Origin of the sequence: Pantoea sp. Z09 (assembly GCF_022394795.1) — a bacterium.
GTDB classification, from domain to species: domain Bacteria; phylum Pseudomonadota; class Gammaproteobacteria; order Enterobacterales; family Enterobacteriaceae; genus Pantoea; species Pantoea latae.
In genome coordinates, this window is record NZ_CP092373.1 from 317,015 (window position 1) to 337,178 (window position 20,164).

General features: G+C 57.9%; 25 protein-coding genes. 23 read left to right on the forward strand and 2 right to left on the reverse strand.

The genetic code is table 11. The features are described 5' to 3' along the window. The first annotated feature begins 99 nt into the window (after nt 1–99). Genes tauA through tauD form a run of 4 tightly spaced genes read left to right on the forward strand, consistent with a single transcriptional unit; the run spans nt 100 to nt 3,519 of the window. Nucleotides 100–1,080: a taurine ABC transporter substrate-binding protein gene (gene tauA / locus MC269_RS01425; protein ID WP_174580887.1), complete on the forward strand. Its 981-nt coding sequence runs from the start codon at nt 100–102 to the stop codon at nt 1,078–1,080. 11 nt (nt 1,081–1,091) lie between these two features. Next, nucleotides 1,092–1,859, forward strand: coding sequence for a taurine ABC transporter ATP-binding subunit (gene tauB / locus MC269_RS01430; protein WP_239953536.1), 768 nt, complete (start codon nt 1,092–1,094; stop codon nt 1,857–1,859). After that, complete coding sequence (gene tauC / locus MC269_RS01435; protein WP_081136631.1) at nt 1,856–2,683, forward strand: taurine ABC transporter permease TauC; 828 nt, start codon at nt 1,856–1,858, stop codon at nt 2,681–2,683. Before tauB ends, tauC begins: the two co-directional genes overlap by 4 nt. Further along, nucleotides 2,680–3,519: a taurine dioxygenase gene (gene tauD, locus MC269_RS01440; protein WP_239953538.1), complete on the forward strand. Its 840-nt coding sequence runs from the start codon at nt 2,680–2,682 to the stop codon at nt 3,517–3,519. The genes tauC and tauD overlap by 4 nt, the downstream gene beginning before the upstream one ends. Nucleotides 3,520–3,670: 151 nt before the next feature. On the opposite strand, the gene MC269_RS01445 is transcribed toward tauD, so the two are convergent. Further along, nucleotides 3,671–5,575 (reverse strand): ABC transporter ATP-binding protein, encoded by a 1,905-nt coding sequence (locus tag MC269_RS01445; RefSeq protein WP_081136635.1) that lies wholly within the window; start codon nt 5,573–5,575, stop codon nt 3,671–3,673. Between the two features lie 113 nt (nt 5,576–5,688). On the opposite strand from MC269_RS01445, the gene kefG reads away from it, so the two are divergent. The 4 genes from kefG to slyD all read left to right on the forward strand — a co-directional run bounded on the left by kefG (nt 5,689) and on the right by slyD (nt 9,011). Beyond that, nucleotides 5,689–6,240 carry a glutathione-regulated potassium-efflux system ancillary protein KefG gene (gene kefG / locus MC269_RS01450; protein ID WP_081136637.1) on the forward strand — a complete coding sequence of 184 codons (552 nt, stop codon included), beginning with the start codon at nt 5,689–5,691 and terminating at the stop codon, nt 6,238–6,240. Next, entirely contained in the window at nt 6,240–8,045 is a 1,806-nt protein-coding gene (gene kefB / locus MC269_RS01455; RefSeq protein ID WP_239953540.1) for a glutathione-regulated potassium-efflux system protein KefB, read from the forward strand. Before kefG ends, kefB begins: the two co-directional genes overlap by 1 nt. A 15-nt stretch (nt 8,046–8,060) precedes the next feature. Further along, on the forward strand, nt 8,061–8,261 hold the full coding sequence (locus MC269_RS01460) for a YheV family putative zinc ribbon protein (protein WP_167376551.1): 201 nt from the start codon (nt 8,061–8,063) through the stop codon (nt 8,259–8,261). Nucleotides 8,262–8,453: 192 nt separating this feature from the next. Beyond that, nucleotides 8,454–9,011: a peptidylprolyl isomerase gene (slyD, locus tag MC269_RS01465; protein WP_081136641.1), complete on the forward strand. Its 558-nt coding sequence runs from the start codon at nt 8,454–8,456 to the stop codon at nt 9,009–9,011. A gap of 191 nt (nt 9,012–9,202) precedes the next feature. Here the strand turns inward: slyD and MC269_RS01470 are convergent, their stop codons facing one another. After that, a complete protein-coding gene (locus MC269_RS01470) occupies nt 9,203–9,421 on the reverse strand; it encodes a protein SlyX (RefSeq protein WP_081136643.1) in 219 nt (72 codons plus the stop codon). Between the two features lie 280 nt (nt 9,422–9,701). Between MC269_RS01470 and fkpA the strand changes: the two genes are divergently transcribed. The 15 genes from fkpA to rplW all read left to right on the forward strand — a co-directional run bounded on the left by fkpA (nt 9,702) and on the right by rplW (nt 20,164). Further along, nucleotides 9,702–10,529: an FKBP-type peptidyl-prolyl cis-trans isomerase gene (gene fkpA / locus MC269_RS01475; protein WP_081136645.1), complete on the forward strand. Its 828-nt coding sequence runs from the start codon at nt 9,702–9,704 to the stop codon at nt 10,527–10,529. 164 nt (nt 10,530–10,693) lie between these two features. Further along, complete coding sequence (locus MC269_RS01480; protein WP_081136668.1) at nt 10,694–11,416, forward strand: transcriptional regulator; 723 nt, start codon at nt 10,694–10,696, stop codon at nt 11,414–11,416. Further along, a complete protein-coding gene (tusD, locus tag MC269_RS01485; protein ID WP_081136646.1) occupies nt 11,416–11,802 on the forward strand; it encodes a sulfurtransferase complex subunit TusD in 387 nt (128 codons plus the stop codon). Before MC269_RS01480 ends, tusD begins: the two co-directional genes overlap by 1 nt. Further along, nucleotides 11,802–12,161: a sulfurtransferase complex subunit TusC gene (gene tusC / locus MC269_RS01490; protein ID WP_239953542.1), complete on the forward strand. Its 360-nt coding sequence runs from the start codon at nt 11,802–11,804 to the stop codon at nt 12,159–12,161. The genes tusD and tusC overlap by 1 nt, the downstream gene beginning before the upstream one ends. A 9-nt stretch (nt 12,162–12,170) precedes the next feature. Then, nucleotides 12,171–12,458 (forward strand): sulfurtransferase complex subunit TusB, encoded by a 288-nt coding sequence (gene tusB, locus MC269_RS01495; RefSeq protein ID WP_081136650.1) that lies wholly within the window; start codon nt 12,171–12,173, stop codon nt 12,456–12,458. A 123-nt stretch (nt 12,459–12,581) separates the two neighbouring features. After that, on the forward strand, nt 12,582–12,956 hold the full coding sequence (gene rpsL, locus MC269_RS01500) for a 30S ribosomal protein S12 (RefSeq protein ID WP_003852912.1): 375 nt from the start codon (nt 12,582–12,584) through the stop codon (nt 12,954–12,956). Between the two features lie 96 nt (nt 12,957–13,052). Further along, on the forward strand, nt 13,053–13,523 hold the full coding sequence (gene rpsG, locus MC269_RS01505) for a 30S ribosomal protein S7 (RefSeq protein WP_013510774.1): 471 nt from the start codon (nt 13,053–13,055) through the stop codon (nt 13,521–13,523). Nucleotides 13,524–13,616: 93 nt separating this feature from the next. Beyond that, entirely contained in the window at nt 13,617–15,731 is a 2,115-nt protein-coding gene (gene fusA, locus MC269_RS01510; protein ID WP_081136652.1) for an elongation factor G, read from the forward strand. Nucleotides 15,732–15,800: 69 nt separating this feature from the next. Next, nucleotides 15,801–16,985, forward strand: coding sequence for an elongation factor Tu (gene tuf / locus MC269_RS01515; protein ID WP_033752981.1), 1,185 nt, complete (start codon nt 15,801–15,803; stop codon nt 16,983–16,985). Nucleotides 16,986–17,155: 170 nt separating this feature from the next. Continuing rightward, on the forward strand, nt 17,156–17,350 hold the full coding sequence (gene bfd / locus MC269_RS01520; protein ID WP_081134626.1) for a bacterioferritin-associated ferredoxin: 195 nt from the start codon (nt 17,156–17,158) through the stop codon (nt 17,348–17,350). 89 nt (nt 17,351–17,439) lie between these two features. Continuing rightward, nucleotides 17,440–17,916 carry a bacterioferritin gene (gene bfr / locus MC269_RS01525; protein ID WP_239953544.1) on the forward strand — a complete coding sequence of 159 codons (477 nt, stop codon included), beginning with the start codon at nt 17,440–17,442 and terminating at the stop codon, nt 17,914–17,916. Between the two features lie 359 nt (nt 17,917–18,275). Beyond that, nucleotides 18,276–18,587: a 30S ribosomal protein S10 gene (rpsJ, locus tag MC269_RS01530; RefSeq protein WP_001181005.1), complete on the forward strand. Its 312-nt coding sequence runs from the start codon at nt 18,276–18,278 to the stop codon at nt 18,585–18,587. A 32-nt stretch (nt 18,588–18,619) separates the two neighbouring features. Next, complete coding sequence (rplC, locus tag MC269_RS01535; RefSeq protein ID WP_033752973.1) at nt 18,620–19,249, forward strand: 50S ribosomal protein L3; 630 nt, start codon at nt 18,620–18,622, stop codon at nt 19,247–19,249. A gap of 10 nt (nt 19,250–19,259) precedes the next feature. After that, nucleotides 19,260–19,865 (forward strand): 50S ribosomal protein L4, encoded by a 606-nt coding sequence (rplD, locus tag MC269_RS01540; protein ID WP_033752971.1) that lies wholly within the window; start codon nt 19,260–19,262, stop codon nt 19,863–19,865. Then, the gene (gene rplW / locus MC269_RS01545) at nt 19,862–20,164 is read left to right on the forward strand and encodes a 50S ribosomal protein L23 (protein ID WP_033752969.1); all 303 of its coding nucleotides are present in this window, start codon (nt 19,862–19,864) and stop codon (nt 20,162–20,164) included. The genes rplD and rplW overlap by 4 nt, the downstream gene beginning before the upstream one ends.

Sequence of the window (20,164 nt, forward strand, 5' to 3'; positions counted from 1 at the left end):
AGAACATCTGTTTATTAAGAATAATTTTTAATTCCTTTATGAAATCATCGCCGCTGGCGACACTGCGCCCATCATCAGACCCTGGCGGAGTGCGACATCATGGCAGTGAAAGGACGTATAACGATTTTGGCCGCAGCGCTTTCGCTGCTGGCGTTTCAGGCGCAGGCCGTCAACGTGACGGTGGCGTATCAGACCTCCGCCGAGCCGGCCAAAGTGGCGCAGGCGGACAATAGCTTTGCAAAAGAGAGCGGCGCCACCGTCGACTGGCGTAAGTTCGACAGCGGCGCGGGCGTGCTGCGCGCGCTGGCGTCCGGCGACGTGCAGATCGGCAATATCGGCTCCAGCCCGCTGGCGGTCGCCGCCACACAGCAGCTGCCGATCGAAGCCTTTTTGCTGGCGTCGCAGCTGGGCAACTCCGAGGCGCTGGTGGTGAAGAAAAACATCGCCAGCCCGAAAGATCTGATCGGCAAGCGTATCGCCGTGCCCTTTATTTCTACTACCCACTACAGCCTGCTGGCGGCGCTGAAGCACTGGGGCATCAAGCCGACCGAGGTGCAGCTGGTGAACCTGCAGCCGCCCGCGATTATCGCCGCCTGGCAGCGTGGGGATATCGACGGCGCCTATGTCTGGGCGCCCGCCGTCAACGAGCTGGAGAAAGAGGGCAAGGTGCTGACCGACTCTTCGCAGGTCGGACAGTGGGGCTCGCCGACGCTCGACGTCTGGGTGGTGCGCAAGGATTTTGCTCAGGCGCATCCTGAGATCGTCACCGCCTTCGCCCGCAGCGCGCTGGAGGCGCAGAAACCCTATATCGACAACCCGGAGCAATGGCTGAAGCAGCCTGACAACCTGAGCAAGCTGTCGCGCCTGAGCGGCGTGCCGGAAGCGCAGGTGCCGGGGCTGGTGAAGGGCAATACCTACCTCACCGCGCAGCAGCAGGTCGAGCAGCTGGGCAAGCCGGTGAATAAGGCGATTGTCGACACGGCGAACTTCCTGAAAGAGCAGGGCAAAGTGCCGCAGGCGAACGCCGACTACAGCGACTACGTCACCAGCCGCTTTGTCGAGCCGCTGGCGAAACAATAAAGGAGAACGCCATGCTGCGCATCGCTCATCTCAACGCGCGTTATGCCGGACGTCCCGCGCTGCAGGATATCAACCTGCAGCTCGATAAAGGCGAACTGCTGGTGGTGCTCGGCCCGTCGGGCTGCGGCAAAACCACGCTGCTGAACCTGATCGCCGGCTTTTTGCCGGTGGAGTCGGGCAGTATTACGCTGGAGGGTAAAACCATCAGCGGGCCGGGCGCGGAGCGCGGCGTGGTGTTTCAGCATGAAGGGCTGCTGCCGTGGCGCAACGTGCTGGATAATGTCGCGTTCGGGCTGCAGCTCGCCGGGATGGCGCGCAGCGAGCGCAACGCCATCGCGCAGCGGCTGATTAAAAAGGTTGGACTGGAAGGGGCGGAAAACCGCCCTATCTGGCAGCTCTCCGGCGGCCAGCGTCAGCGCGTCGGCATTGCCCGTGCGCTGGCGGCGGATCCGCAGCAGCTGCTGCTCGACGAACCCTTCGGCGCGCTGGATGCCTTTACCCGCGAGCAGATGCAGACGCTGCTGCTGACGCTGTGGCGCGACAGCGGCAAACAAATTTTCCTTATCACGCACGATATCGAAGAGGCGGTGTTTCTCGCCAGCGAGCTGGTGCTGCTTTCGCCGGGACCGGGCCGCATCGTGGAGCGCCTGAAGCTTAACTTCGGCCAGCGCTTTGCCGACGGCGAACCCTGCCGCGCTATCAAATCCGATCCCGCGTTTATTGCCCAGCGTGAATATGTGCTGAGCCGGGTATTCGAACAGCGGGAGGCTTTTGTATGAGCGCGCTGATCAATGACAAAACCGCGGCGGCGCGTCGCCGTCTGCGCTGGCCCTTTTCCCGACCGTTCAGCCTCAGCCTGCTGAGCCTGGCGCTGCTGCTGCTGATCTGGTGGAGCGTGACGGCGCTGGGCCTGATTAGCCCGCTGTTTCTGCCGGCGCCGCAGCAGGTGCTGAGCAAGCTGCTGCTGATCGCCAGTCCGCAGGGCTTTATGGACGCGACGCTGTGGCAGCACCTCGCCGCCAGCCTGACGCGCATGCTGGTGGCGCTGTTTGCCGCCGCGGCCATCGGCATTCCGGTCGGCATCGCCATGGGCCTGAGCCCGGCGGTGCGCGGCCTGCTCGATCCGCTGATTGAGCTTTATCGTCCCGTGCCGCCGCTCGCCTATCTGCCGCTGATGGTGATCTGGTTCGGCATCGGCGAAACCTCCAAAATTCTGCTGATCTATCTGGCGATTTTCGCGCCGGTGACGCTTTCAACCCTGGCGGGCGTGCGCAACACGCAGCAGGTGCGCATTCGCGCCGCGCAGTCGCTGGGCGCCAGCCGCTGGCAGCTGCTGCGCTGGGTGATCCTGCCCGGCGCGCTGCCGGAGATCCTCACCGGCCTGCGCATCGGGCTGGGCGTCGGCTGGTCGACGCTGGTGGCGGCGGAGCTGATCGCCGCGACGCGCGGGCTCGGCTTTATGGTGCAGTCCGCCGGCGAATTTCTGGCAACCGACGTGGTGCTGGCGGGCATCGCGGTCATCGCGCTGATTGCCTTTACCTTAGAACTCGGGCTGCGCGCCCTGCAGCGTCGACTGACGCCCTGGAATGGAGAACAATCATGAACGAAAAGCTGACCATCACCGCGCTCGGCCCTTATATTGGCGCGCAGGTGTCGAATCTCGATTTAACCCGGCCGCTCAGCGACGCCCAGTTCGAACAGCTCTATCACGCGCTGCTGCGCCATCAGGTGCTGTTCCTGCGCGACCAGGCAATCACGCCGCACCAGCAGCGCGCGCTGGCGGCACGCTTCGGCGACCTGCATATCCACCCGGTTTATCCGCATGCCGAGGGCGTCGAGGAAATTATTGTGCTGGATACCCATCAGGATAATCCGCCGGACAACGACAACTGGCACACCGACGTGACCTTTATCAACACGCCGCCGGCGGTGGCGATTCTGGCGTCGAAGCTGCTGCCTGAGTCAGGCGGCGATACCCTGTGGGCGAGCGGCATCGCCGCGTATGAGACCCTGTCGGCGCCGATCAAAACCCTGCTGGAAGGATTGCATGCCGAACACGATTTCAAGAAGTCGTTTCAGGAGTATAAATATCGCCGAACCGAAGAGGAGCATCAGCGCTGGCAGGCGGCGGTGGCGAAGCATCCGCCGGTGCAGCATCCGGTGATCCGCACCCACCCGGTCAGCGGACGCAAGGCGCTGTTTGTTAACGAAGGATTTACCACGCGGATTGTCGAACTGAGCGAGAAAGAGAGTCACGCCGTGCTGGAGCTGCTCTATGCGCACGCCACTAAGCCGGAGTTTCAGGTGCGCTGGCGCTGGCAGCCGAACGACGTGGCGATCTGGGATAACCGCGTGACGCAGCACTATGCCAATGCGGATTATTATCCGGCGAGGCGGGTAATGCATCGGGCGACGGTGCTGGGGGATCAGCCCTTTTAAAACGTCCGTACCGGGCTGCGACGGCGTTGCTGCGACGCGCCATAATGCTCACATACGTCGGTATGCTCCGCTTATGGCGCGTCTTGCGCCTTGTCTCGCTCCGGTACGATCGTTTTAAGTCCGCTGAAAACTGAAAACTAACAGTTAGCTATCAGGAGGCGAGCATCGCCTCCAGCTGCTCCTGCGCATCCAGCCACGCCATCTCGACCTCTTCCAGCGCCGCTTTGCTCTCAGCCTGACGCTGCAGCGCGACGGTAAGATCCGCTTTGCGGCTCGGGTCGTAGATGTCGCCGTCGGCGAGCTGGGTTTCCGCTTCGGTGAGCTGGCTTTGCCATTTCGCCATCTGCTTCTCCAGCTTCTCAATCTCTTTGCGCAGCGGCTGCGTCTGGGCGCGCAGCTCGGCGTCGCGGCGCTTCTGATCTTTGCGCGACTGCGCGCTGTTGCCGTTGTCCTGCTTCGGCGCAGCGTCCGCCTGCGCCTGCTGCTTCTGCAGGTCACTCAGCCACTGCTGATAGTCTTCAAGGTCGCCAGGGAAGACATCGACCTTGCCGTCATGCACCAGATAGAGATCGTCGGTGGTGGCGCGCAGCAGATGGCGGTCGTGCGACACCACCACCAGCGCGCCTTCGAAGTCGATCAGCGCTTCGGTCAGCGCCTGGCGCATGTCGAGATCGAGGTGGTTGGTCGGTTCGTCGAGCAGCAGCAGGTTAGGGCGCTGCCAGACGATCAGCGCCAGCACCAGCCGCGCCTTTTCGCCGCCGGAGAAGCGCGCTGTTACCTCGCTGACTTTGTCGCCCTGAAAGCCGAAGCCGCCGAGATAGTCGCGCAGCTGCTGCTCCAGCACCTTCGGCGCGATGCGCGCCAGATGCTGCAGCGGCGACTCGTCGCTGCGCAGATACTCCAGCTGATGCTGCGCGAAGTAGCCGAGCTTAATGCCTTTTGCCAGCCCAACCTCGCCGTCGAGCGGCGTCAGCTCGCCCGCCAGCAGCTTAATCAGCGTCGATTTGCCCGCGCCGTTGCGGCCGAGCAGGCCGATGCGCGAGCCCGGCACCAGATTAAGCTTGATGGCGTCGAGAATGATGCGCTCGCCGTAGCCGGCGGTGACCTTCTCCATCTTCAGCAGCGGATTCGGCAGGCTTTCCGGCGCGCGGAAGCTGAAGCTGAACGGGTTGTCGACGTGCGCCGGGGCGATCATCTCCATGCGCTCCAGCATCTTGATGCGGCTCTGCGCCTGTTTCGCTTTTGACGCCTTGGCACGGAAGCGGTCGATATAGCTCTGCAGATGCGCCACTTTCTCTTGCTGGCTGGCAAACAGCGCCTGCTGCTGCGCCAGTTTGGCGACGCGCTGCCGTTCGAACGAGGAGTAGTTGCCGGTGTATTCGTAAAGGCTTTCCTGCTCGATATGGATAATCTTATCCACCACCGGATCGAGGAAGTCGCGGTCGTGAGAGATCAGGATCAGCGTGCCTTCGTAGCTTTTCAGCCAGCGCTCCAGCCAGATCACCGCGTCGAGATCGAGGTGGTTGGTGGGTTCGTCGAGCAGCAGCAGATCTGAGCGGCACACCAGCGCCTGCGCGAGGTTGAGGCGCATACGCCAGCCGCCGGAGAAGTCGCTCACCGGACGATTAAGCTGCTCCTGGCTAAAGCCGAGGCCGTGCAGCAGGCTGGAGGCGCGGGCGTGAATGCTCCACGCCTGAATCGCGTCCAGCTTGCCGTGCAGCAGCGCGATGGCGTTGCCGTCGTTGCGCTGGTTGGCGTCCGCCAGCTCCGCCTCAAGCTCGCGGTATTCGCGATCGCCGTCGATAACGTATTCCAGCGCCGGTTTGCTCAGCGCCGGGGTCTCCTGGTTCACCCAGGCCAGCGCCCAGTTGCCGGGAAAGGTCACGCCGCCGGCGTCGCTGCCGATCTCGCCTTTTAACAGCGACAGCAGGGTCGATTTGCCGCAGCCGTTTTTGCCCACCAGGCCCACTTTCTGGCCGGGATTAATGGTGGCGGAAGCGTTATCGAGCAGCACGCGGACGCCGCGGCGGATTTGCAGAGAAGAAAAGACAATCATAAGCGCCGTATCGTCAGAATATGTTAATTTACCCACCACATAATTAGAGGGTGTCGCGTCGTGCATGGTAGCGGAAAACCGCCGTGCTGACGACGCTTTGGAAGAGGATAACTATGTCGCAGCCAGCAAAAGTTTTGCTGCTTTACGCTCATCCGGAAACGCAGGAGTCGATAGCGAATCGGGTTCTGCTGCAGTCGGCCCAGCAACAGGAGAACGTCACCGTACACGATCTGTACGCGCACTATCCTGATTTCTTTATCGATATTCACTATGAACAGCAGCTGCTGCGCGAGCATCAGGTGATCGTCTTTCAGCATCCGCTCTATACCTACAGCTGCCCGGCGCTGCTGAAAGAGTGGCTGGATCGCGTGCTGTCGCGCGGCTTCGCCAACGGCGTCGACGGCAACGCGCTGGAAGGCAAATACTGGCGCAGCGTGATCACCACCGGCGAACCGGAGGCGGCCTATCAGCAGAGCGGCCTGAATCGCTATTCCATATCGGACATTATGCGCCCGTTCGAACTGACGGCGCAGATGTGCCGCATGCACTGGATGACGCCGATGATCCTCTACTGGGCGCGCCGCCAGCCGAAAGAGGTGATGAGCCATTTCGCCCGCGCCTACGGCGAATGGCTCGCCGCGCCGCTGCCCAACGGAGGTCTCTGATGGAAGGACAGACGCTGCTGACCGCAGGCGTGATCTATCTGGTGGCGGCGGTGCTGATCGTGCCCATCGCCGCGCGGCTCGGCATCGGCGCCGTGCTCGGCTATCTGGTGGCGGGCATCGCCATCGGCCCGTGGGGGCTGGGCTTTATCAGCGACGTTGAAGAGATCCTGCATTTCTCGGAGCTGGGCGTGGTGTTCCTGATGTTTATCATCGGGCTGGAGCTGAATCCGTCGAAACTCTGGGCGCTGCGACGGTCGATTTTCGGCGTCGGCGCGGCGCAGGTGCTGATTTCCGCCGGCATCCTCGGCGCGCTGCTGTGGCTGAGCGACTTTAGCTGGCAGGCGGCGGTGATCGGCGGCATCGGCCTCGCCATGTCCTCGACCGCAATGGCGCTGCAGCTGATGCGCGACAAAGGCATGAACCGCAGCGAGGCGGGACAGCTCGGCTTCTCGGTGCTGCTGTTCCAGGACCTGGCGGTAATTCCGGCGCTGGCGCTGGTGCCGCTGCTGGCGGGCAGCGACAGCGGCAATATCGACTGGATGAAGATCGGCATGAAGGTGCTGGCGTTTGCCGGCATGCTGGTGGGCGGCCGCTATCTGCTACGGCCGATTTTCCGCTTTATCGCCGCTTCCGGCGTGCGCGAGGTGTTTACCGCCGCCGCGCTGCTGCTGGTACTGGGCTCGGCGCTGTTTATGGACGCCCTCGGACTGTCGATGGCGCTCGGCACCTTTATCGCCGGCATTCTGCTGGCCGAGAGCGAGTACCGCCACGAGCTGGAAGTCGCCATCGATCCGTTTAAAGGCCTGCTGCTCGGGCTGTTCTTTATCTCCGTCGGCATGGCGCTTAATCTCGGTGTGCTCTATACCCATATTCTGGAGATCCTGCTCGGCGTACTGATTCTGGTCACGGTGAAAACGCTGGTGCTCTACGTGCTGGCGCGCGTTTACGGCCTGCGCAGCTCTGAGCGCCAGCAGTTCGCCGGCGTGCTAAGCCAGGGCGGGGAGTTCGCCTTCGTGCTCTTCTCCGCCGCTTCTTCGGCGCATCTGTTTGCCGGCGATCAGCTGCCGCTGCTGCTGGTGACGGTCACGCTGTCGATGATGACCACGCCGCTGCTGATGCAGGCGATCGACAAGCTGCTGGCGCGGCGTTTTAACGAAGTGGATGAAGATGGTGAGAAGCCGTTTGTCGAAGATGATCAGCCGCAGGTGATTGTGGTGGGCTTCGGACGCATGGGGCAGGTAGTGGGCCGTCTGCTGATGGCCAACAATAAAAGGATCACGGTGCTGGAGCGCGACATCAGCGCGGTGAGCCTGATGCGCAAGTATGGCTACAAGGTTTACTATGGCGACGCGACCGAACTGGAGCTGCTGCGCGCCGCAGGCGCCGCCGACGCGCAGTCGATCGTTATCACCTGCAACGAGCCGGAAGATACCATGGCGATCGTGCATCTCTGTCAGCAGCACTTCCCGCAGCTGGAGATCGTGGCGCGCGCGCGCGGCCGCGTCGAGGCGCACGAGCTGCTGCAGGCGGGCGTCACGCAGTTCTCGCGCGAAACCTTCTCTAGCGCACTGGAGCTGGGACGTAAGGCGCTGATTTCGGTCGGCATGCATCCGCATCAGGCGCAGCGCGCGCAGCTGCATTTCCGCCGGCTCGATATGCGTATGCTGCGCGAGCTGATGCCGAACCACACCGACAACGCACAGATTTCACGCGTGCGCGAGGCGAGGCGCGAGCTGGAAGACATTTTCCAGCGCGAGATGCAGCATGAAAGGCGGCAGATCGACGACTGGGATGAAGATCAGTAACAGCAACACAGGTTAATCAACATGCGTAAACGATTTATTGCCGGTGCGGTTTGCCCGCACTGCCAGGAAAAAGACACGCTGGCGATGTGGCGTGAAAACAATGTCGACGTCGTGGAGTGCGTGAAATGCGGACACCAGATGCGCGAGGCGGATAAGCAGGTTCGCGATCAGGTTCGCAGCCAGGAGCAAGTGATCGGTATTTTCCATCCCGAGTAGCGAAATGGCGCAGCTTTTTTTACGCTTAAACTTACAGCGGGATTGAATTCCGATACAATCGGCGCCACTAACGCTGAGGTAAAACGCGTCGCGACTGCGCGGCCTCAGCCCCGAACCTTTCTGGTTGGTGTTATTGCACGCAAGAATAGACCAATGAGACGGGATCTCAGTTCTCAACGGTTAGGAGATATCATGAAAGTAGCAAAAGACCTGGTGGTGAGCCTGGCCTATCAGGTACGTACAGAAGATGGTGTGTTGGTTGACGAGTCGCCGGTAAGTGCGCCGTTAGACTATCTGCACGGTCATGGTTCCCTGATTTCTGGTCTGGAAAAAGCGCTGGAAAATCACGATGTCGGCGACAAGTTTGAGGTGCATATCCCGGCAAACGACGCATACGGCCAGTACGACGACAACCTGGTGCAGCGCGTGCCTAAAGATGTGTTTATGGGCGTTGACGAGCTGCAGGTTGGCATGCGCTTCCTGGCGGAAACCGATCAGGGCCCGGTGCCGGTCGAAATCACCGAAGTGGAAGATGACCACGTGGTGGTTGACGGCAACCATATGCTGGCGGGTCAGAACCTGAACTTCAACGTGGAAGTTGTCGCTATCCGCGAAGCGACCCCGGAAGAGCTGGCGCACGGCCACGTTCACGGCGAGCACGGTCACGACCATGACCACGATCATGACCACGGTCACGATCACGGCAACGGCGGCTGCGGCAGCCACGGCGGTTGCGGCTGCAACCACTAAGCTGTGTGAGACAGATGACAAGGCCACCAGACGGTGGCCTTTTCTTTTGCTCTTTTTGCGAGCGAAGAATGCGCGAGCAAGCGGCGAGGCAAGGCGCCAGGAAGCGGGAGAGCGGAGCATACCGCGGTATGTGAGCATCTCACGCTGACGCAGCAACGCAGCATCGGCGTAGCGCAGCCATTCTGAACATATCAGTAATGCGGAGGCGGCGTCTCTTCTGACTGCGACGCCACCATCGACGGCGCGGCCGCCTTTAGCTTATCCAGCAGCAGGCGCAGCTGCTCGCGCATCTTCGCCATCTCCAGCTCGTGCTGCACCACCGTCTGATTCAGCTGGTCGATAGTCAGCTCCTGAAAGGCCAGCTTGCTCTCCAGTGCTTCAAGCCGTTGTTCCCACTCTGATTGTTGCATGACCTCTCCTTATAGTATGACGCTGCGAATCTCGCATCAGGCGCTGATTCTACGGTTTCCTCGGTCAGAATCACCTGATTTCTTTGCCGTCTCGCCTGCGTGGGGTTGAATAGCGCCGGTGGCAGCATCATCTCTGATGAAACTTCCTGATGCAAAAAAGGTCGGAGGAGAGCCGGGTAATTACGCTGCGGGAGTGTTCGACGCTGCCGCGTACCGCTATAGTGTGGAGCTTTAGTCCGCAATAATTCCCGAGGTAACAAGCTTCGGTTTTGGAGAAAGGATGAAATCACTGTTTAAAGTCACCATGTTAGCCACCACCATGGCCATCGCGCTCAACGCGCCGCTGGCGATGGCAGCCGAAGCGACCGCAGCCCCTGCTGCAACCGATGCGGCACCGCAGGCACCGAAAAATGCGGCCTTCAAAAATGAAGATCAGCAGTCAGCCTACGCGCTGGGCGCCTCGCTGGGTCGCTACATGGATAACTCTCTGAAGGAACAGGAGAAGCTGGGCATCAAGCTGGACAAAGATCAGCTGATTGCGGGCGTTCAGGATGCGTTCGGCGGTAAGAGCAAGCTCTCCGACCAGGAGATCGAGCAGACCCTGCAGGCCTTTGAAGGCCGCGTGAAGGGCGCCGCGCAGGCGAAGATGGAGAAAGACGCGAAAGAGAACGCCGATAAAGGCAGCGCTTTCGCCGACAAATTCGCCAAAGAGAGCGGCGTGAAGAAAACCGAATCTGGCCTGCTGTATAAAGTAGAGAAAGAGGGCAGCGGCGACGCGCCGAAAGACAGCGACACCGTAGTCGTGAACTATAAAGGCACGCTGATCGACGGCACCGAGTTCGACAACTCCTATACGCGCGGCGAACCGCTCTCTTTCCGTCTTGACGGCGTGATCCCAGGCTGGACCGAAGGCCTGAAGCACGTGAAGAAAGGCGGCAAAATCAAGCTGGTGATCCCACCGCAGCTCGCCTACGGCAAAAACGGCGTGCCAGGTATTCCGGCTAACTCCACGCTGGTGTTCGATGTTGAACTGCTCGACATCAAACCGGCGCCTAAAGCAGATGAGAAAGCGCAGGCGCCTGCCGCCGACGCGAAGAAATCTCAATAATCTGTCTACCGCCGCCTTCGGGCGGCGGTTTCATTTCCACACCATGACAAAGCCCTGGCATAAGCGTGCGACATTTGCCAGACTATCGCCTGCACAACTTTCCCAATAAAAGAGTCTGCCCGCTGCGCTGAGACAGGCTCCAGCCATTTAGGGTAATGTCTTCGATGTCAAATCCATTCAATCCCGGCGAACTGAGCGACTTCGATTTACTGGAGCAGCGTCCGTTTGAGCAGACGGACTACGATATTCTCAAATCTTATGAGGCGGTGGTCGACGGCCTGGCGATGCTGATCGGTTCGCACTGCGAAATCGTGCTGCACTCGCTGGAAGATCTGAAATGTTCGGCGGTGCGCATCGCCAACGGCGAACACACCGGGCGTAAAGTCGGCTCGCCGATTACCGATCTGGCGCTGCGTATGCTGCACGATATGCACGGCGCGGACAGCAACGTCTCGCGCGCCTACTTCACTCGCGCCAAAAGCGGTGTGCTGATGAAGTCGGTCACCATTGCAATACGCAATCGCCAGCAGCGCGTTATCGGGCTGTTGTGCATCAATATGAATCTCGATGTGCCGTTCTCGCAGATTATGTCGACCTTTATGCCACCGGAAATGCATCAGGTCGATTCCAACGTCAACTTCGCCAGCTCGGTGGAGGATCTGGTGACCCAGACGCTGGAGTTCACCATTGAAGAGGTGAGCGCCGATCGCAACGTCTCCAATAACGCCAAGAACCGGCAGATCGTGCTCAATCTTTATGAGAAGGGCATCTTCGACATCAAAGACGCCATCAATCAGGTTGCGGATCGCCTCAATATCTCTAAGCACACCGTCTATCTCTATATTCGTCAGTTCAAGAACGGCGACTTTCAGGGGCAGGAGCGCTGATGCGCTACACCCTGCTGGTGACCGGGCCGGCCTATGGCACGCAGCAGGCGAGCAGCGCCTTGCTGTTCGCCCGCGCGCTGCTGGCGGCGGGGCATCAGCTACAGAGCGTGTTCTTTTATCGCGAGGGCGTGCTGAACGCCAATCAGCTGACCGCGCCGGCCAGCGACGAGGCGGATATCGTGCGCGCCTGGCTGCGGCTGCAGCAGGAGCAGGGCGTGGCGCTCAATATTTGCGTGGCGGCCGCGCTGCGCCGCGGCGTCACCGACGCGCAGGAGGCGGAGCGGCTGCAGCTGGCAGGCAGCAACCTGCAGCCGGGGTTTGAACTCAGCGGTCTGGGCGCGCTGGCGGAAGCCGCGCTCAGCTGCGATCGACTGGTGCAGTTTTAATGAATCGCGTCGCCTTTGTGTTTACCCGCGCGCCGCACGGCAGCAGCGCCGGACGGGAAGGGCTCGACGCCGCGCTGGCGACCGGCGCGCTGAGTGAGTCGATCGGCCTGTTCTTTATCGGCGACGGCGTCTTGCAGCTGATGCCCGGCCAGCAGCCAGAGATCATTCTGTCCCGCAACCATGCCGCTACCTTCGGCGTGCTGGCGCTGTACGATATCGAGCACTGCTACATTAGCCGCGAGGCGCTGCGCGAGCGCGGGCTGGCGGAAGAGGGCGCCCGCATTATGGATGTCGGCATTCTGGACGCCGCGGCGCTGCAGCAGCAGCTGGCAACCTACGATCGTATTATCACCTTTTAAGAGCGCGCTATGCTGCATACCCTGATGCATTCACCCTATTACAGCGACCTCGACACGCTGCTGCTGCTGCTGACGGCGCAAGACGATCTGCTGCTGCTGCAGGATGGCGTGCTGGGCGCGCTAGAGGGCAGCCGCGCCCTGAATCGTCTACTCGCTTCCCCGGCAACCCTGTGGGTGCTGACGGAGGACGTGACCGCGCGCGGCCTTGCTGGTCAAATTTCAGCCAAAATAAGGCCGGTAGACTATACTGGTTTCGTCACGCTCACTGAAAAACATCAGCAGCAAATGACCTGGTAGCGTACAAAGCCTGGTTATTTCTTGACACCCTATTGGCTCAGCCCTAAAATTCTGCGTCCTCGTAGTTATACGGGGCGATTTATTACGTGTTTACGAAGCAAAAGCAAATCCAGGAGCTATTTAATGGCAACAGTTAACCAGCTGGTTCGCAAACCACGCGTACGCAAAGTTGCAAAGAGCAACGTGCCTGCGCTGGAAGCTTGCCCGCAAAAACGTGGCGTTTGTACTCGTGTGTACACCACCACTCCGAAAAAACCGAACTCCGCACTGCGTAAAGTTTGCCGTGTTCGTCTGACCAACGGTTTTGAAGTTACCTCCTATATCGGCGGTGAAGGTCATAACCTGCAGGAACACTCCGTGATCCTGATCCGTGGCGGTCGTGTTAAAGACCTGCCAGGTGTGCGTTACCACACCGTTCGTGGCGCGCTGGACTGCTCAGGTGTTAAAGACCGTAAGCAGGCTCGCTCCAAGTACGGCGTGAAGAAGCCAAAGGCTTAATGGTTCTCCGTTAAGTAAGGCCAAACGTTTTAACTTAAATGTCAAACTAAACTCGTAGAGTTTTGGACAATCCTGAATTAACAACGGAGTATTTCCATGCCACGTCGTCGCGTCATTGGTCAGCGTAAAATTCTGCCGGATCCTAAGTTCGGATCAGAGCTGCTGGCCAAATTTGTAAATATCCTGATGGTAGATGGTAAAAAATCTACCGCTGAATCAATCGTTTATACCGCGCTTGAGACCCTGGCTCAGCGTTCTGGTAAGAACGAGCTGGAAGCCTTTGAAGTAGCCCTCGAAAACGTGCGTCCGACTGTCGAAGTTAAGTCACGTCGCGTTGGTGGTTCTACCTACCAGGTACCAGTAGAAGTCCGTCCGGTTCGTCGTAATGCCCTGGCAATGCGCTGGATCGTAGAAGCTGCTCGTAAACGCGGTGATAAATCTATGGCTCTCCGCCTGGCGAACGAACTTTCTGACGCTGCAGAAAACAAAGGTACTGCAGTTAAGAAACGTGAAGACGTTCACCGTATGGCTGAAGCCAACAAGGCGTTCGCTCACTACCGCTGGTAATCGCCACGTAGTTGTTGTTAAACCAGCGGGCGTGCAAAATGCAAACCCGCTGGGTTCGACTAATTTTGAACGCCCGAGAATCAGAGGAATCAAATGGCTCGTACAACACCCATTGCGCGCTACCGTAACATCGGTATCAGCGCACACATCGACGCCGGTAAAACCACGACTACCGAGCGCATCCTGTTCTACACCGGTGTTAACCACAAAATCGGTGAAGTGCATGATGGCGCCGCGACCATGGACTGGATGGCGCAGGAGCAGGAACGTGGTATCACCATCACGTCTGCAGCGACCACCGCATTCTGGTCCGGTATGGCTAAGCAGTTTGAGCCGCACCGTATCAACATCATCGACACCCCTGGACACGTTGACTTCACCATCGAAGTAGAACGTTCAATGCGTGTGCTCGATGGCGCAGTAATGGTTTACTGTGCTGTAGGTGGCGTGCAGCCGCAGTCTGAGACCGTATGGCGTCAGGCGAACAAATATAAAGTTCCGCGTATCGCGTTCGTTAACAAAATGGACCGTATGGGCGCGAACTTCCTGAAAGTAGTTGGTCAGATCGAATCCCGTCTGGGCGCGACTCCGGTTCCGCTGCAGCTGGCTATTGGCGCTGAAGAGAACTTCACCGGCATCGTTGACCTGATCAAAATGAAAGCCATCAACTGGAATGATGCTGACCAGGGCGTAACCTTCGTTTACGAAGATATCCCGGCTGACATGCAGGAACTGGCTGAAGAGTGGCGCGGCAAGCTGATCGAAGCGGCAGCAGAAGCTTCTGAAGAGCTGATGGAGAAATTCTTCAGCGGCGACGAGCTGAGCGAAGAAGAGATCAAAACTGCTCTGCGTCAGCGCGTACTGCGCAACGAAATTATCCTGGTTACCTGTGGTTCTGCGTTCAAGAACAAAGGTGTTCAGGCGATGCTGGATGCCGTGGTGGAATACCTGCCGGCACCGACTGACGTTCCTGCTATCAACGGTATGCTGGACGACGGTAAAGACACGCCTGCTGAGCGTCACGCTGACGACAGCGAGCCGTTCTCTGCGCTGGCGTTCAAAATCGCCAACGACCCGTTCGTGGGCAACCTGACCTTCTTCCGCGTCTACTCTGGCGTGGTGAACTCAGGCGACACCGTACTGAACTCAGTGAAATCTGCGCGTGAGCGTTTCGGCCGTATCGTACAGATGCACGCCAACAAACGTGAAGAGATCAGCGAAGTTCGCGCAGGCGACATCGCCGCTGCGATCGGTCTGAAAGACGTGATCACCGGTGACACCCTGTGCGATCCGAGCAACCCGATCATCCTGGAGCGCATGGAGTTCCCGGAGCCGGTAATCTCTATCGCCGTTGAGCCGAAAACCAAAGCTGACCAGGAAAAAATGGGTCTGGCTCTGGGTCGTCTGGCTAAAGAAGACCCGTCATTCCGCGTATGGACTGACGAAGAGTCTAACCAGACCATCATCGCTGGTATGGGTGAGCTGCACCTCGACATCATCGTTGACCGCATGAAGCGCGAATTCAACGTTGAAGCGAACGTGGGCAAACCGCAGGTAGCTTACCGCGAAGCGATTCGCTCTAAAGTTACCGACATCGAAGGTAAACACGCTAAGCAGTCTGGTGGTCGCGGTCAGTACGGTCATGTTGTTATCGACATGTACCCGCTGGAGCCGGGTTCAAACCCGAAAGGCTACGAATTTGTCAACGACATCAAAGGCGGTGTGATTCCTGGCGAATACATCCCTGCGGTTGATAAAGGCATCCAGGAACAGCTGAAATCTGGCCCGCTGGCTGGTTACCCGGTTGTTGATCTGGGCGTGCGTCTGCACTTCGGTTCTTACCATGATGTCGACTCCTCTGAGCTGGCGTTTAAACTGGCCGCTTCTATCGCCTTTAAAGATGGCTTTAAGAAAGCGCAGCCGGTTCTGCTTGAGCCGATCATGAAGGTTGAAGTAGAGACGCCGGAAGAGAACACCGGTGACGTCATCGGTGACCTTAGCCGTCGTCGTGGTATGCTGAAAGGGCAGGAATCTAACGCTACCGGCGTTCAGATTCACGCTGAAGTTCCGCTGTCTGAAATGTTCGGATACGCGACGCAGTTGCGTTCTCTGACTAAAGGCCGTGCTTCTTACTCCATGGAGTTCCTGAAGTACGATGATGCGCCGAACAACGTCGCTCAGGCCGTTATTGAAGCTCGTAGCAAATAAGGCTACGGTTTAAAAATTGTGAACAGATGCCTTCATCAATGATGAAGGCATAACGTAAGGATTATCGCCATGGCGAAAGAGCAATTTCAACGTAACAAACTGCACGTAAACGTGGGCACCATCGGTCACGTTGACCACGGTAAAACCACCCTGACTGCAGCAATCACCACCGTTCTGGCTAAAACCTACGGCGGCCAGGCTCGCGCATTCGACCAGATCGATAACGCGCCGGAAGAGAAAGCACGTGGTATCACCATCAACACTTCACACGTTGAGTATGAAACCCCGTCTCGCCACTACGCGCACGTTGACTGCCCGGGCCACGCCGACTATGTGAAAAACATGATCACCGGTGCTGCGCAGATGGACGGCGCTATCCTGGTTGTTGCTGCGACTGACGGCCCGATGCCGCAGACCCGTGAGCACATCCTGCTGGGTCGTCAGGTTGGCGTGCCTTACATCATCGTGTTCCTGAACAAGTGTGACATGGTTGATGACGAAGAGCTGCTGGAACTGGTTGAGATGGAAGTGCGTGACCTGCTGTCACAGTACGACTTCCCGGGCGACGACACTCCGATCGTTCGCGGTTCAGCGCTGAAAGCGCTGGAAGGCGACGCTGAGTGGGAAGCGAAGATCGTTGAGCTGGCTGGCCACCTGGATACCTACATCCCGGATCCGGTTCGTGCTATCGACCTGCCGTTCCTGCTGCCGATCGAAGACGTATTCTCAATCTCTGGCCGTGGTACCGTTGTTACCGGTCGTGTTGAGCGCGGCATCGTGAAAGTCGGCGACGAAGTTGAAATCGTGGGCATCAAAGACACCGCGAAATCAACCTGTACCGGCGTTGAAATGTTCCGCAAACTGCTGGATCAGGGTCAGGCTGGTGAGAACGTCGGCGTTCTGCTGCGTGGTATCAAGCGTGAAGAGATCGAGCGTGGCCAGGTTCTGGCTAAGCCGGGCTCAATCAAGCCGCACACCACTTTCGTGTCAGAAGTTTACGTTCTGTCCAAAGAAGAAGGCGGTCGTCACACTCCGTTCTTCAAAGGCTACCGTCCGCAGTTCTACTTCCGTACTACTGACGTGACTGGCAACATCGAACTGCCGGAAGGCGTTGAGATGGTCATGCCGGGCGACAACATCAAAATGACCGTTACTCTGATCCATCCGATCGCGATGGACCAGGGTCTGCGCTTCGCAATCCGCGAAGGCGGCCGTACCGTTGGCGCGGGCGTTGTTGCTGAAGTTATCGCTTAATTGCGTTAGCGAGGTGGCCTTCGGGCCACCAGAGCAGAAAGAGAGCACTTCGGTGCTCTTTTTTTTTTGCCTGCTGCCGGCGCGACGGCTTATCCCTACTAAGCCTGGGTTTGAAATAAAAACTATTCTCATTTAAGCTTTGATCATTAATTGATCGAGGTGAGCAGTAAATGTACGTCTGTTTGTGTAACGCCGTCAGCGATAAAGCCCTCCGTGAGGCGGTTCGCCGCTATCAGCCAAAATCTATTCAACAGCTGCGCCAGCTGGTTCCAGTCGGGAAGCAGTGCGGCAAGTGCATTCGCGTGGCGCGCGAGATTATGGAAGATGAGCTGCAGCACGCTCCGCTGTATAAAGAGATTGCCTGACGGGCAATACCCCCATATTTTGTCGCGTTTTTTTGACTTCTTTTTATCCGCATCTACGCTGTTATTTAACTGGAAGCGGAGGAAGCAAAATGAAGGGCGATATTAAAATCATAAGCCATCTCAATAAATTGCTGGGAAATGAACTGGTTGCCATCAATCAGTACTTTCTTCATGCGCGAATGTTCAAAAACTGGGGCCTGCAGCGCCTCAACGACACGGAGTACCACGAGTCCATCGACGAAATGAAACACGCCGATAAATATATCGAACGCATTCTGTTTCTTGAGGGGATCCCCAACCTGCAGGATTTAGGGCGGCTGCGCATTGGCGAAGATGTCGAGGAGATGCTGCGCTCCGATCTGCAGCTCGAGCTGGAAGGGGCGAAAGACCTGCGCGAGGCGATCGCCTACGCGGATAAAGTGCACGACTACGTCAGCCGCGACATGATGATCGAAATCCTCGCGGATGAAGAGCACCATATCGACTGGATCGAAACCGAGCTCGACCTCATTACTAAGCTGGGCATCCAGAACTACCTGCAGGCGCAAATCCGGGAAGAAGAGTAATCAAGCTGTGAATTATCGTATAAGCCCGCCCGCTTTCGTCGCCAGCCGACGCTCAGCGGGCTAGCTGACATCCCCCGCCTCAAACTCTCCTCGTTACCGCCTCGCCGCAATAATGCCAGCAGAAAACAGGGTTAAAAACAGAACACGGGTTGCTTCCTGAGCAGATTTACGTATAATGCGCGGGCTTGCCGATATTGGCGAGCGCGATTCGAGCTGAATCGCAGGCGGCAGCATGTTAGGTCGCCTGACAATACTCCCAACTGTGGAGTTATATGCTGAACGATTACACTCCCCCATCAATCGTAATGGGTGAGAGTAGTAATTTTTTTCGTCTATAAAAAGTTTGGAGCTCTGGTCTCATGCAGAACCAAAGAATCCGTATCCGTCTTAAAGCGTTTGATCATCGTCTGATCGATCAATCAACCGCGGAAATCGTAGAGACTGCCAAGCGCACTGGTGCGCAGGTTCGCGGTCCGATCCCGCTGCCGACTCGCAAAGAGCGCTTCACCGTTCTGATCTCTCCGCACGTTAACAAAGATGCGCGCGATCAGTACGAAATCCGCACTCACAAGCGTCTGGTAGACATCGTTGAGCCAACTGAAAAAACCGTTGATGCTCTGATGCGTCTGGATCTGGCTGCCGGTGTAGACGTGCAGATCAGCCTGGGTTAATCAGGTCATCGAGCGATTGAGAGGTTGATACAATGATTGGTTTAGTCGGTAAAAAAGTGGGCATGACCCGCGTCTTCACTGAAGACGGCGTTTCAATCCCAGTAACCGTAATCGAAGTTGAAGCAAACCGCGTTACTCAGGTCAAAGGCCTGGAGAACGATGGTTACCAGGCAATCCAGGTTACCACCGGTGCGAAAAAAGCGAACCGTGTGACCAAACCTGAAGCTGGTCATTTTGCTAAAGCTGGCGTTGAAGCTGGCCGTGGCCTGTGGGAATTCCTCACCGTTGAAGGTGAAGAGTACTCTGTTGGTCAGAGCATCAGTGTTGAAATTTTCGCTGACGTTAAAAAAGTAGACGTAACCGGTACCTCTAAAGGTAAAGGTTTCGCAGGTACCGTTAAGCGCTGGAACTTCCGTACCCAGGACGCTACCCACGGTAACTCCCTTTCTCACCGCGTTCCGGGTTCTATCGGTCAGAACCAGACTCCGGGCAAAGTGTTCAAGGGCAAGAAAATGGCAGGTCAGCTGGGTAATGAGCGCGTAACCGTTCAGAGCCTGGATGTGGTACGTGTTGACGCTGAGCGCAACCTGCTGCTGGTGAAAGGTGCTGTCCCGGGTGCGACCGGTAGCGACCTGATCGTTAAACCAGCTGTGAAGGCGTAAGGGGATAGCAATGGAATTAGTACTGAAAGACGCGCAGAGCGCGCTGACTGTTTCCGAAACTACCTTCGGTCGTGATTTCAACGAAGCGCTGGTTCACCAGGTTGTTGTTGCTTACGCTGCAGGCGCCCGTCAGGGTACCCGCGCGCAGAAAACGCGTGCTGAAGTAACTGGTTCAGGCAAAAAGCCGTGGCGTCAGAAAGGCACCGGCCGTGCGCGTTCAGGTTCTGTAAAGAGCCCGATCTGGCGTTCAGGTGGCGTGACCTTCGCTGCGCGTCCGCAGGACCACAGTCAAAAAGTTAACAAAAAGATGTACCGCGGCGCGCTGAAAAGCATCCTGTCCGAACTGGTACGTCAAGATCGTCTGATCGTTGTCGAGACGTTCTCTGTAGAAGCACCGAAAACCAAGCTGCTGGTACAGAAACTGAAAGACATGGCGCTGGAAGACGTGCTGATCATCACCGGTGAACTGGATGAGAATCTGTTCCTGGCTGCGCGTAACCTGTACAAGGTTGACGTGCGCGATGCAGCGGGTATCGACCCAGTTAGCCTGATCGCCTTCGACAAAGTCGTTATGACTGCTGACGCAGTTAAGCAAGTTGAGGAGATGCTGGCATGATCCGTGAAGAACGTCTGCTGAAAGTACTGCGCGCGCCGCACGTATCTGAAAAAGCGTCTGCTGCGATGGAAAAAACCAACACCATCGTTCTCAAAGTTGCGAAAGACGCGACCAAAGCAGAGATCGTTGCTGCTGTTGAAAAACTGTTCGAAGTAGAAGTTAAAGACGTGAACACCCTGGTTGTTAAAGGGAAAACTAAGCGTCACGGACAGCGTATCGGTCGTCGCAGCGACTGGAAAAAAGCTTACGTCACCCTGAAGGAAGGCCAGAATCTGGACTTCGTCGGCGGCGCTGAGTAA